This is a genomic window from Micromonospora arida (assembly GCF_042873195.1).
GTDB classification, from domain to species: Bacteria; Actinomycetota; Actinomycetes; order Mycobacteriales; family Micromonosporaceae; genus Micromonospora; species Micromonospora arida.
On sequence record NZ_JBIALC010000009.1, the window covers coordinates 118,045 to 130,417 of the forward strand.

The window sequence follows — 12,373 nt, forward strand, 5'->3', positions numbered from 1 at the left end:
TCAGTAGCGGTTGATGGTGGGCGCCGAACCCAGTTCCGCGCCGAACTTGCCGGCGGTGTTGTCCCAGGCCTTCTTCCAGCTGCCGTCGGAGACGGCCTTGTCCAGCGTGTCGTTGATGAAGCTGCGGAAGTCCGCGTCCTCCTTCTTCACCCCGATGCCGTACGGCTCCTTGGTGAAGTTGCTGCCGGCCAGCTTGAACGACGCCTCGTCCTTGGCGATGTAGCCGAGCAGGATCACGTTGTCCGTGGTGACGGCGTCGACCTGGCCGCTCTTGAGGGCGTCCCGGCACTTGTCGTAGGTGTCGAAGGGCACCAACTGGGTGGCGACGTCCTTGACGTACTTCTTGATCTCCTCGAACGGCGTCGAGCCGGTGACCGAGCAGACCTTCTTGGTGCCGTCCTTGAACGAGTCCGGACCGGTGATGGTGGTGTCGTCCTTCTTGACCATGATGTTCTGGCCGGCCTCGTAGTACGGGCCTGCGAAGGCGATCCGCTCCTTGCGCTTGTCGTTGATCGTGTACGTCGCGGCGACCAGGTCGACAGTGCCGTTGACGATCACGTCCTCGCGGACCTTCGAGGGGGCCTCGACCCACTCGATCTTGTCCTCGGGGATGCCGAGCTCCTTGACGATGATCTTGGCGATCTCGACGTCGAAGCCCTCCGGCTTGCCGGAGAGGCCCTTCAGGCCGAAGCCGGGCTGGTCGAACTTGGTGCCGACCTTGATCTTCTGGGCCTTGTTCAGCTTCTCCATGGTGCTGCCGGCGGTGAAGGACTTGCTGCCAGCACCGGTGTCCCCGCCCTCGTCGCCACCACAGGCGGTGAGGCCGAGCGCCAGAGCGGCGACCGCGGCGACTGCCGCAACGCGCTTGATACGCATACTCTTCTCCTTCTTCAACGGAGCCCACCGAGTACGGCGCGCTCCACTACGGACGCCTAGTGCGTGAGGATCTTGGAGAGGAAGTCTCGGGCCCGCTCGCTGCGCGGGTTCGCGAAGAACTCCGCCGGTGGGGCGTCCTCGACCAGTTGCCCGTCGGCCATGAAGATGACCCGGTTCGCCGCGTGCCGGGCGAAGCCCATCTCGTGGGTCACCACGACCATCGTCATGCCGTCGCTGGCCAGCGAGGTCATCACGTCGAGCACCTCGCCGACCATCTCCGGGTCCAGGGCGCTGGTCGGCTCGTCGAAGAGCATCGCCTTGGGCTGCATGGCCAGCGCCCGGGCGATGGCCGCCCGCTGCTGCTGGCCACCGGAGAGCTGGGCCGGGAACTTGTCCGCCTGGTTGGCGATGCCGACCCGGTCCAGCAGGGCCAGGCCGCGCTCGCGGGCGGCGGTCGGCTTCTCCTTGCGGACCTTGATCGGGCCGAGGGTGACGTTCTCCAGGATGGTCTTGTGCGCGAAGAGGTTGAACGACTGGAAGACCATGCCCACCTCGCTGCGCAGCTTCGCGAGGGGCTTGCCCTCGGCCGGCAGCGGCTGACCGTCGAAGGTGATGGTGCCCGAGTTGATCGGTTCCAGTCGGTTGATCGTGCGGCACAGCGTCGACTTGCCGGAGCCGGACGGGCCGATCACCACGACCACCTCGCCCCGACCCACCGACAGTGAGACGTCGTCCAGCACGTGCAGCGGCCCGAACCACTTGTTGACCGCGTCCAGCACGATGAGCGGTTCGCCCGTCGTCACGTCGTCCACCGTCCCCTGTCGTCTCCCGGATCGGGGTCGGTTGACCCCCGGTGCGGCCACTGTAGGCGGCCTGATGTGGCAGAACGCAACCCAGCGGGTCACGGAGCGGTAACACCGGTCACGATCGTTCTCGGGCGTCCGATTTTGGTCACCGGATGGGTGGTCGCGGTGGCGATCGTGGCGCCTTGTCGCGATCATTGGTGGATGACCGAACCCGTACGGTTGACCAAGTACGCCCGCGGCGGTGGCTGCGCCTGCAAGATCCCGCCGGGCGAGCTGGAGATCATGGTTGCCGGTCTCGGCCCGGCGACCGGCACCGCCGAGTTGCTGGTCGGGTTGGACCACGGCGACGACGCGGCGGTGGTGCGCCTGGATGAGCGGACCGGCCTGGTCAGCACCGCCGACTTCTTCACCCCGGTGGTCGACGACGCGTACGACTGGGGTCGGATCGCCGCGGCCAACGCGCTCTCCGACGTGTACGCGATGGGCGGCACCCCGCTGGTGGCGCTCAACCTGCTCTGCTGGCCGCGCGACGTGCTTCCGCTGGAGTTGGCCCGTGAGGTGCTGCGCGGCGGCCAGGACGTGGCGCGGGAGGCCGGCTGTCACCTGGCCGGCGGGCACAGCGTGGACGACGACGGCCCGAAGTACGGTCTCGCGGTCACCGGAACGGTCAAACCGGAGGAGCTGATCACCCTCGACGCCGGGCGGGCCGGGGTGCCGTTGTCGCTGACCAAGCCGCTCGGGGTGGGTGTGCTGAACACCCGGCACAAGGCGACCGGGGAGAGCTTTCCGGAGGCGGTGGCCACGATGAGCGCACTCAATCGGGGGGCCGCCCGCGCGGCGGTCGCCGCCGGCATCCGGTGCGGCACCGACGTGACCGGGTTCGGGCTGCTCGGGCACGCCTCGAAGCTGGCCCGGGCCAGCCAGGTCACGGTGGCCATCGACACCGCCCGGGTGCCCTATCTGGCCGGCGCGCGGGAAGCGCTGCGCGACGGGTTCGTCAGCGGCGGCAGCCGGCGCAACCTGGAGTGGGTGACCCCGTGGACCGACTTCGGCGCGGCGGACGAGGCGGAGCGGCTCCTGCTTGCCGACGCGCAGACCTCCGGTGGCCTGCTGGTCGCCGGCGAGGTGCCCGGCGCTCCGGTGGTGGGCGAGCTGCTGCCACGGGGGGAGCATCGGGTCGTCCTGCGCTGACCGGGACCGTCGACCTGCGGCGGGACACGCGGTGGCCGGTGGCGCGAATGGCGCACCATACCCGATAAACTGTCACCTTCCCGCTACTCCGAGCAATGCGGCTCAGGGAAATTTTGCCCGGAATGGTCACAGACCGGTAACTTGCCCCCGGCTGGGGTCAAATGCCCCCCACCATCGTGTGTAAGGCCCGATCCGGAGGCCGGTGGAGACGAACGCAGCGAGGAGGCGGAATGACCGAGCTGTGGAACTGGAGAATCGACGGGGCTCAACCCGTGGAGGTCTACCCGGCGCTGGCGGAAGCGCTTGGTCGGGTGGTGATGCCGCTGGCGGTGGCCGACCCGGCGCGGCTGCCGGCGTACGCGGTGGTGTGTGACGTCTGGCAGGCGCCGGGCGAGTTCGCGACGGTGGTGGACTGCTACGGCGTGCCCGAGCAGCTCTCCGAGCACGCGAGCATCGCCGCACTGGCCCGATTGCTGGGCCGCAACTGCCTGTTGCGCGACGACACGCTCGACGCGGGCCGGCACCTGCTCGTCGCTCCGGACGGCACGGTCCGTCCGGTGCACTTCGACGTGCGGGACACTGAGGACGGTGAGGTGCTCAGCAGGCTGCGGCTCTGCTCGCTGGGTGACCCGGGTTGTCGGGGCTGGTCGCAGTGCCACCGCTCGCGCTGGGCGCCTGACACTGTCGCTCCGGCGCTCGCCGCGGCCTGACCCTCTTCAGGGTCAGGCCCGGCCGGGTGCCGTGACGGTCAGCGGTGGTCAGTTGGCGGCGGTGGCCGACCGGTCGGTGGTGCCCGATCCGGCACCCCGCACCACCAGTTGGTCGAGCAGGGTGCGCGTCGCCTCGGCCACGGCGGCCACCGCTGCGTCGAACGCGGCGGCGTTGTGCGCGGCGGGCGCCCGGAAGCCAGAGATCTTCCGGACGTACTGCAACGCTGCCGCCTCGACGTCCGCGTCGGTCACCTGCGGGGTGAACGGCTCACGCAGCGTCTTGATGCTCCGGCACATGTGGGTTCCTCCTCGGTTGGTGCGCTACTCGACCAACGATGACATCGCTGGGGCTGTTGCCTGTTCCGCGAAGACCCCGAATCGCCCAGAAATACGTTCTGTGCCGCAGTGAACTGCCCGCCGTTGACCCTCACCGTGGGGCGGTGGGCCAACGCCGCAGGACGGGACAACGCCGGTCGGAGGTCCCCCCGGACCGGGCCGCTACCCTGGTAGCCCGAGGGGAAGGGGCACCAACAGGGTGGCTAGGACCTACAACGTCGTCACGTACGGCTGCCAGATGAACGTGCACGACTCCGAACGCATCTCCGGCCTGCTTGAGCAGGCGGGATACGAGCGTGCACCCGCTGGCGACGACACCCCGGACATCGTGGTCTTCAACACCTGCGCGGTGCGGGAAAATGCGGACAACCGGCTCTACGGCAACCTCGGTCGTCTGCGCCCGGTCAAGGACAAGCACCCCGGGATGCAGATCGCGGTCGGCGGCTGCCTCGCCCAGAAGGATCGGGGCGACATCGTCCGCAAGGCCCCCTGGGTGGACGTCGTCTTCGGCACCCACAACATCGGCGCGCTGCCGGTGCTGTTGGAGCGGGCCCGGCACAACGCCGCCGCCGAGGTGGAGATCCTGGAGTCCCTCGACGTCTTCCCGTCCACGCTGCCCACCCGCCGCGAGTCCACGTACGCCGGCTGGGTGTCGATCTCGGTGGGGTGCAACAACACCTGCACGTTCTGCATCGTGCCGGCGCTGCGCGGCAAGGAGAAGGACCGGCGCCCCGGCGACATCCTCTCCGAGGTGCGCGCGCTGGTCGACGAGGGTGTGCTGGAGGTGACCCTGCTCGGGCAGAACGTCAACTCGTACGGTGTGGAATTCGGTGACCGGTACGCGTTCGGCAAGCTGCTGCGCGCCTGCGGCGACATCGACGGGTTGGAACGCGTGCGCTTCACCAGCCCGCACCCGAAGGACTTCACCGACGACGTGATCGCCGCGATGGCCGAGACGCCGAACGTCTGCCACTCGCTGCACATGCCGTTGCAGTCCGGCTCCGACGACGTGCTCCGGGCGATGCGCCGGTCCTACCGCTCCGAGCGCTACCTGGGGATCATCGAGAAGGTCCGCTCGGCGATGCCGGACGCGGCGATCACCACCGACATCATCGTCGGCTTCCCCGGTGAGACCGAGGCCGACTTCCAGCGCACCCTGGACGTGGTCCGGGAGGCCCGGTTCTCCTCGGCCTTCACCTTCCAGTACTCGAAGCGGCCCGGCACCCCCGCCGCGACCATGGACGATCAGCTGCCCAAGCAGGTCGTGCAGGAACGCTACGAGCGGTTGATCGCATGCGTCGAGGAGATCACCTGGGCGGAGAACAAGCGCCTCGTCGGTGAGACCGTCGAGGTGCTGGTCGCGGTCGGCGAGGGCCGCAAGGACGAGCGGACCGGCCGGATGTCCGGTCGGGCCCGCGACGGTCGACTGGTGCACTTCGCGACCGAGACCGCCGACGGGGAGTCCCTCGCCGGTCAGATCCGGCCGGGCGACATCGTGCACACCACAGTCACGTACGCCGCCCCGCACCACCTGAACGCCGACGGAGCGCCGGTGGCGCACCGTCGCACCCGGGCCGGTGACGCGGCCGAGGCGGGTCGCTCCCCGCGTACACCTGGGGTGTTGCTCGGTCTGCCGACGATCGGCGCACCGCCGGTCGTGGCTGCCCCCGCCGCTGGCTGCGCCACCCACTGACCGCACGGAGGGGCCCCTCGCTGAGGGGCCCCTCCGCGGTCAGACGGTGATCTTGCCGGCGCCGGCGCCCGCCGTCACGATGGACTTGACGTTGCTCGCGGTGTCCAGCTGGTAGGAGTACGGGATGCTGGCAACGCTGCCGCCGGTCTGGCCGGTCGGCGAGTTGACGAAGTGGTTGTTGCGGGCGACCAGGCTGCCGGGCCCCGAGTCCCCCTCACCGAGGTGGTACGGGTCGTCGACGTTCTCGAAGTAGTTGCCCTCGACGAGCACGCCGGCGTTCTCGGTGGACGCCACGCCGTAGCCGCCGTTGGCCCGGTAGTAGTTGTTGTACACGTGCACCGGGTTGCCGAAGCGCACCCGGGGGTTGCGCTGGTTGCTGCCGTCGAACCAGTTGTGGTGGTAGCTCACCCGCAGGTGACCGACGTCCTGGCTGGCGTTGTCGTCGCTGTGACCGAGCAGCATGGTCTTGTCGTGGCTGAAGACCCGGTTCCACGAGACGGTGACGAAGTCCGAGCCGCGCTTGATGTCGACGGCGCCGTCGTACCCGTTGCTGAAGCTGTTGTGGTCGATCCAGATGTTGGTGGCCGACTCCTGCACGTTGATCGCGTCGTCGTTCCAGTTGCGGAAGGTCAGGTTGCGGATGATCACGTTGCGGTCGCCGCTGACGTTGAACCCGCAGCCGACGATCGTCGCCCCGTAGTTACCGATGATGGTCTTGTTGGACCGAACCCGCAGCATCCCCGAGCAGGTGATCGTCCCGGTCACCCGGATGACTGCGGCGCCTGTCGCGTTCAGCGCGCTGGTGAGGCCCGAGGCGTTGCTGACGGTGGTCGTGGCGGCGTTGCCGCCACCTGTGGTGCCGCCGTTCTGGGTGGCCCAGCCGACCAGCGCCGACGGCTGCTGGCCGGGCGGGGGAGTGCTCGACGGTGGCGGGGTGGACGGCGGTGGGGTGGTCGGCGGTGGGGTGGTCGGTGTGGTGCTGCCGGTGCAGGCGACGTTGTTCAGGCTGAAGCTGCTCGGAGCCGGGTTGCTGGAGTTGTTCCAACTCGCGTTGAAGCCGAATGTGGCGCTGGCGTTGGTCGCCAGGTTGCCGTTGTAGTCGACGTTGGTCGCGGAGACCTGGCTGCCGCTCTGCGAGGCGGTGGCGCCCCACGCCTGGCTGACCTGCTGGCCGGCCCCGTACGACCAGCGCAGCGTCCACCCGGAGACCGGGTCGCCGAGGTTGGTGACGGTGACGTTGCCGGTGAATCCGCCCGGCCACTGGCTGGCGACCGAGTAGGCCACCTGGCAGCCGGCGGCCGCCTGGGCGGACACGGAGGTCAACAGCCCGGCGGTGACCAGGGTGGCGGTGGCTGCGGCCGTGGTGGCGATCAGCGTCATTCGACGCCGTCCTGTGCGCATGCTGCTTCCTTTCGGTGAGGCGGACGGAGGTGTCGCGACGCCCATGCCCGTGGGCGGCGAATCTCGGCCGGGACCAGTGGTCCTCGGGCCCGCCAGTGCAGGTTCGTGAAGGAAAGCGGCTCCCGCGCTCGCGCTCACCGACAAAGAGGCAAGCGCTTTCCCGATAAAAACATAGAAGACTCTGAATGTAAATGGCCGGGACGGCCGATGCGCTGCGCACCGGCCGTCCCGGCAGCAGCACACCGGCCGCCCGGTGGATCAGCAGCTGGTGCCGCTGAGTTTCACAGTGCCCGGCGCGCTGGCCGTGCCGTTGGCGGTGAAGCCCACGGTGACCGACCCGCCCGCCGGCAGGGACGGAGCGTGGCTGGGAGCTGCCGCGGTGACCGTCGTACCGGACTGCGTGACGGTGGCGTTCCAGCCACTGCCCAACGTCACCCCGGACGGCCAACTCCAGGTGACCGACCACGGGTTCACCGCGCCCGAGCCGGTGTTCTTCACGGTCAACTCGCCCTGGAAGCCGCCCTGCCAGGCGTTGACCTGCCGGTAGGTGGCCGTGCAGGCGCCGGCCGGCGGGTCCGTCGGCGGGTCCGTCGGCCCGCCGGTCGGCGGCCCGCTGGTGCCGCCACCGGACGGCGCGATCAGGTACGGCTGGAGGATCGCCTGCTTGGCGGTGTTGATGTTGGTCCAGTCGTCCAACGCGATACCGCCGGTGTCACCCGAGTTGGGGTTCCACGACCAGTAGGTGAAGGACATCCCGGTCACCCCGGTCCCGGTGTACGCCATCAGCTTCTCCAGCCACACCTTGTCCTTCGGGTCGACCAGGGTGCTGCCGAACTCGCCCATCATGATCGGGGCGATGTTCTGCTTGTAGAGGTAACCGAAGTACTTGTCCCAGATGGCCGGCATGTTCGCCGGGTAGTCCGGGGCGTCGAACCAGGTCTGCCGGTACACCGAGGTGGCGTACTCGTGCGGCGAGTAGACCAACCGGTTGGCCACGTTCAGCCGGACCGGGAACTGACCCGCCTTCGACAGGTTGCCACCCCACCAACCGCAGTCCTCGTCGTTGCTGGTGTCGCCGTCCCAGACGTTGGAGAGGCCACCACTCGGGCAGCTCACCCCCTCCACGAAGATCAACCAGTTGGGCTGGACGCCGAGGACCGCGTTGCCGGCCCGCTCGGCGGCGAGCCGCCAGTCCCGGGTGGTGTCGCCGCAACCCCAGCACGCGCCGGTGGCCGCCGGGTTGGTGCCCTCCGCGTGCGGCTCGTTGTGCAGGTCCGCGCCGATCACCGTCGGGTTGCCCGCGTACCGCTGGGCGAGCATCTTCCAGTCGTTGATCCAGGTCGCCTCGGAAACCGTCGACGTGTACCAGAGCGGCGACTGCCCGGCCGCCGTCGGCCGGTGCCGGTCCAGGATGATCCGCATGCCCTTGCTGCCGGCGTAGTCGATCACCTTGTCCAGGATCTGCAACGGCGACAGCCCGATCAGGTCCGGGTTGACGAAGTCGTTGATCCCACTGGCGGTCGCACCCGGCTTCAGCGCGTCGTTCGAGTACGGCACCCGCAACGTGTTGTAACCCAGCCGGGCCATCGTGTCGAGCTGTCCCCGCCACGGGTTGTTCGACCACAGCCCGTGGAAGGTCTTGTTGTCGGTCTCCATGCCGAACCAGTTGATGCCGGTCAACCGGACCGTCGCGCCGGTGCTGTCCACGATCTGGTTGCCACTGGTATGCAGATAACCCGTACCTGTGCCGGCGGCCACGGCCGGGCTGGTGCTGACGGCGGCGGCGAGGAACACGCCAGCCGCGACGGTGACGAGCGCGGTGAGCGCGCCGCCGAGAGCTTTGGGACGGAACAATTCGAGCTCCACTTCGGAGTTCCGGCGCCGTCCAGAAACGACGCCGGCGGGCGGCCGTCCGCACGTCACGGTCCCCAGGGGTACGCGGACAGTGCGCGACGGCCCATGTCACGCGGACGTGCTCACTCGCGGAAGCTGACCGGCGACCCTCGACGGCGGATGTTCCGCCTTCGTCGCCCTCGCGCCGGTGGCCCTACCTGGCTCCGTCGCTCATTCTGATCAGCCCACGTCAATGCGTCAACCTGCCCCGTCGCCCCGTCGCCCCGTCGCCCCGTCGCCCCGTCGCCCCGTCGCCCCGTCGCCCCGTCGCGTGCCCTGCATGATCGCGCTGGAACATGGATGTAGTGGTATCTGGCCGCCAGGTGGCCACTACATCCTGGATCGAGCGTGACCTTGAGGGCCGTGGGCGGGGGCGGACACGCGGGAGCCCCCGGTCCCGAGCGGGACCGGGGGCTCCGGACGTCGTCAGCTCAGCCGGCCTGCTCGGCGAGTTGGAGGAACTGCCGCTTGGAGGCGAGGGCCTGCTCAGCCTCCTTGATCCGGCGTGAGTCCCCGGCGCTCTGCGCCCGGGCCAGCCGGTCCTCGGCCTCCGCCACCTGCGCCCGCATCTGGGCGAGCAGCGGGTTGTCCTCCTTGGTGGTGCGGCGCCACGCCGAGTCCATCACGTCACGGACCTTGTCGTCGATGACGCGCAGTCGACGCTCCAGCCCGGCGGCCGCCTCGCGGGGCACCCGGCCGGCCTCGTGCCACTGGGCCTGGATCTCCCGCAGCTTGGCCTGGGCGCCCTTCGGGTCGGCGTCGATGTCCAACGCCTCGGCCTCGGCGAGCAGGGCCTGCTTGCGCTCCAGGTTGCCGCGCTGCTCGTTGTCCCGTGCGGAGAAGACCTCGCTGCGCCGGCTGAAGAAGGCGTCCTGCGCACCCCGGAACCGTTCCCAGAGCTTCTGCTCGGCCTCCTTGGAGGCGCGCGGAGCGGCCTTCCACTGGGTCATCAGGTCCTTGAGCTGGTTGGCGGTGGCGGCCCAGTCGGTGGAGTCCGCGAGCTTCTCCGCTTCGGCGACCAACTCCTCCTTGGCGGTCTGGGCCTGCTTGCGCTGCGAGTCCAGGGAGGCGAAGTGGGCGCCGCGGCGGCGGGTGAAGCCGTCCCGGGCGGCGGCGAACCGCTTCCACAGCTCACCGTCGGCCTTCTTGTCGACGCCGCGGATGGTCTTCCACTCGTCGAGGATCTCCTTGAGCCGGTCCCCGGCGGTCTTCCACCCGGTGGATTCGGCGGCCAGCTTCTCGGCCTCCTCGACCAGCGCGGTCTTGCGGGCCAGGGCCTCGCCGCGAGCGGCGTCCCGGGCGGCGCGCGCTTCGCCGGCCTTCTCCTCGGCGAGGGTCGCCAGCTTGTCCAGGCGGGTGGCCAGCGCGTCGATGTCGCCGACCACGTTGGCCTCGGGCAGCGAGGCACGGATCCGCCGGATCGTGCTCAACGAGTGCCCGGCGTCCGCCGCACCCGACTTGAGTCGCGCCTCGGTCAGGTCCACCTCGGTCACCAGGTCGGCGAAGCGACGGGCGAAGTGCGCCAGGCCCTCCTCCGGTGCTCCCGCCTGCCAGGATCCGACCACCCGCTCTCCCTCGGTGGTCTTGACGTACACGGTGCCGTCCGCGTCCACCCGTCCGAAGGCAGTCCAGTCGCTCATGTGCCCATCCTCGTTCTCCCGGCGTCGAGGGATCGATCCCCCGTCGCCGCCACGGCGCAGCCAAGTTGCTTCCGGCATTGTCACAGGTCCGACCCGGTCCGCGTCGAGCGCCTATCGCCGACCGTGACCATACGGTGTCCTAGGGGCCGAATGACCGGATCGGCGCGGAGACGCACCGGGGATTCCCGCTACGGTGGACGGGTGCCACTGGTCGCCGCCGCCGTCTGCCCGCATCCGCCCCTGCTCGTGCCCGAGGTGGCCGGCTCCGCGGCCCCGGAGCTGGACGATCTGCGGGCGGCCTGTGACACCGCCGTACGCCGGCTGTTGGCCACCGATCCGGACATTGTGGTGCTGGTGGGCACCGGCCCGGTGACCGGCCCGATCCGCACCCCGGCGAGTGGTTCTCTCCAGCCCTGGGGTGTCGACCTGGACGTGCCGTTGGTGTCTGGCCGACCGGACCGGGGTGCGGTGCTGCCGTTGAGCCTGACCATCGGCGCGTGGCTGCTGGCCCGTCACGACACTCGACCGCAGGTGACCGCCGTGCAGGTGGCCGCCGACGCCGGCCCGGCCGAGCTGGCCGCGCTCGCCGACGAGGTCGGTGCCGCCGGTGACCGGGTGGCGTCGCTGGTGCTCGGGGACGGGTCGGCCTGCCGGGGCGAGAAAGCACCCGGGTACGACGACGCGCGCGCCCTCCCGTACGACCAGGGGGTTGCCGCGGCGCTGGCCGACGCGGACCTGGACGCCCTGCTCGACCTCGACCCGGTGGTGTCGACGGAGCTGAAGGCCGCCGGTCGCGCCCCCTGGCAGGTGCTCGCCGGCGCGGCCCGCGTGGCCGGTGGTGGGTGGCGCGGCGAGTTGCTGCACGACTCCGCCCCCTACGGGGTGGCCTACTTCGTAGCGTCCTGGGAGCGGGTGTGACGGGCACGGTCGTCGCTGTGGTCGGCCCGACCGCGGCCGGCAAATCTGCGCTGAGCATCGCGTTGGCGCACGCCCTGGACGGCGAGGTGGTCAATGCCGACTCGATGCAGCTCTACCGGGGCATGGACATCGGCACCGCCAAGCTGACCCTCGCCGAGCGGGACGGGGTGCCGCATCACCTGCTGGACATCTGGGAGGTCACCGAGCCGGCGAGCGTCGCGGAGTACCAGCGACTGGCCCGCGCGGCGGTGGACGACATCCTGTCCCGGGGGCGGGTGCCGCTGCTGGTCGGTGGCTCCGGGCTGTACGTGCGGGCGGTGCTGGAGCGCTTCGAGTTTCCCGGCACGGACGCAGCGCTGCGGGAGCGGCTGGAACGGGAGTTGGCCGAGGTCGGCCCGGCCCCGCTGTACGCGCGGTTGCGTGCCGCCGACCCGGTCGCCGCCGAGAGCATCCTGCCCGGCAACGGCCGGCGGATCGTGCGGGCCCTGGAGGTGATCGAGCTCACCGGCGCGCCGTTCGCCGCCTCGCTGCCGCAGCCCACGCCGTACTACCCGTCCGTGCAGCTCGGGGTCGACCTGGACACCGGCCTGCTGGACGAGCGGATCGCGCTGCGGGTCGACCGGATGTGGGCCGACGGCCTGGTGCCGGAGACCCGTGAGCTGGTCGGGCGCGGCCTGCCCGAGGGGCGGACGGCGAGTCGGGCCCTCGGCTACCAGCAGGTGCTGCGCCTGCTCGCCGGTGAGCTGACCGAGGCGCAGGCGCACGACGAGACGGTCCGGGCCACCCGGCGTTTCGTCCGGCGGCAGCGGTCCTGGTTCCGCCGGGACCCGCGGATCCACTGGCTGGACTCGGCCACCCCGGACCTGATCGGGGCCGCCCTGCGTCTGGTGCCGGCGGCTGCGCGATGAT

The 12,373-nt window shown here is 70.2% G+C and carries 11 protein-coding genes; 5 read left to right on the forward strand and 6 right to left on the reverse strand.

Annotated elements, in window-relative coordinates; all coding sequences use genetic code 11:
- Positions 1–876: a glutamate ABC transporter substrate-binding protein gene (locus tag ACFYP0_RS24510; RefSeq protein ID WP_124860133.1), complete on the reverse strand. Its 876-nt coding sequence runs from the start codon at positions 874–876 to the stop codon at positions 1–3.
- 56 nt (positions 877–932) lie between these two features.
- Complete coding sequence (locus ACFYP0_RS24515) at positions 933–1,688, reverse strand: amino acid ABC transporter ATP-binding protein (RefSeq protein ID WP_088946762.1); 756 nt, start codon at positions 1,686–1,688, stop codon at positions 933–935.
- Positions 1,689–1,883: 195 nt separating this feature from the next.
- On the opposite strand from ACFYP0_RS24515, the gene selD reads away from it, so the two are divergent.
- Positions 1,884–2,873 (forward strand): selenide, water dikinase SelD, encoded by a 990-nt coding sequence (selD, locus tag ACFYP0_RS24520; protein WP_356976970.1) that lies wholly within the window; start codon positions 1,884–1,886, stop codon positions 2,871–2,873.
- Between the two features lie 230 nt (positions 2,874–3,103).
- Positions 3,104–3,583 (forward strand): hypothetical protein, encoded by a 480-nt coding sequence (locus tag ACFYP0_RS24525; RefSeq protein ID WP_091400520.1) that lies wholly within the window; start codon positions 3,104–3,106, stop codon positions 3,581–3,583.
- Positions 3,584–3,631: 48 nt separating this feature from the next.
- Here the strand turns inward: ACFYP0_RS24525 and ACFYP0_RS24530 are convergent, their stop codons facing one another.
- Positions 3,632–3,880: a DUF2277 family protein gene (locus ACFYP0_RS24530; RefSeq protein ID WP_355581361.1), complete on the reverse strand. Its 249-nt coding sequence runs from the start codon at positions 3,878–3,880 to the stop codon at positions 3,632–3,634.
- Between the two features lie 238 nt (positions 3,881–4,118).
- On the opposite strand from ACFYP0_RS24530, the gene miaB reads away from it, so the two are divergent.
- Positions 4,119–5,612, forward strand: coding sequence for a tRNA (N6-isopentenyl adenosine(37)-C2)-methylthiotransferase MiaB (miaB, locus tag ACFYP0_RS24535; RefSeq protein ID WP_355501949.1), 1,494 nt, complete (start codon positions 4,119–4,121; stop codon positions 5,610–5,612).
- 39 nt (positions 5,613–5,651) lie between these two features.
- Here miaB and ACFYP0_RS24540 read toward each other — a convergent pair whose 3' ends face one another.
- The 3 genes from ACFYP0_RS24540 to ACFYP0_RS24550 all read right to left on the reverse strand — a co-directional run bounded on the left by ACFYP0_RS24540 (position 5,652) and on the right by ACFYP0_RS24550 (position 10,546).
- Positions 5,652–7,013, reverse strand: a complete 1,362-nt coding sequence (locus ACFYP0_RS24540) for a pectate lyase family protein (RefSeq protein ID WP_356976973.1) — start codon at positions 7,011–7,013, stop codon at positions 5,652–5,654.
- A 258-nt stretch (positions 7,014–7,271) separates the two neighbouring features.
- Entirely contained in the window at positions 7,272–8,867 is a 1,596-nt protein-coding gene (locus ACFYP0_RS24545; RefSeq protein ID WP_356976975.1) for a cellulase family glycosylhydrolase, read from the reverse strand.
- Between the two features lie 470 nt (positions 8,868–9,337).
- Positions 9,338–10,546, reverse strand: coding sequence for a DUF349 domain-containing protein (locus ACFYP0_RS24550; RefSeq protein ID WP_356976977.1), 1,209 nt, complete (start codon positions 10,544–10,546; stop codon positions 9,338–9,340).
- A 150-nt stretch (positions 10,547–10,696) separates the two neighbouring features.
- On the opposite strand from ACFYP0_RS24550, the gene ACFYP0_RS24555 reads away from it, so the two are divergent.
- Both ACFYP0_RS24555 and miaA read left to right on the forward strand, forming a co-directional pair.
- Entirely contained in the window at positions 10,697–11,464 is a 768-nt protein-coding gene (locus tag ACFYP0_RS24555; protein ID WP_356976979.1) for a hypothetical protein, read from the forward strand.
- Positions 11,449–12,372 carry a tRNA (adenosine(37)-N6)-dimethylallyltransferase MiaA gene (gene miaA, locus ACFYP0_RS24560; protein ID WP_386997772.1) on the forward strand — a complete coding sequence of 308 codons (924 nt, stop codon included), beginning with the start codon at positions 11,449–11,451 and terminating at the stop codon, positions 12,370–12,372. Before ACFYP0_RS24555 ends, miaA begins: the two co-directional genes overlap by 16 nt.
- The last annotated feature ends 1 nt before the right edge of the window (position 12,373 follow it).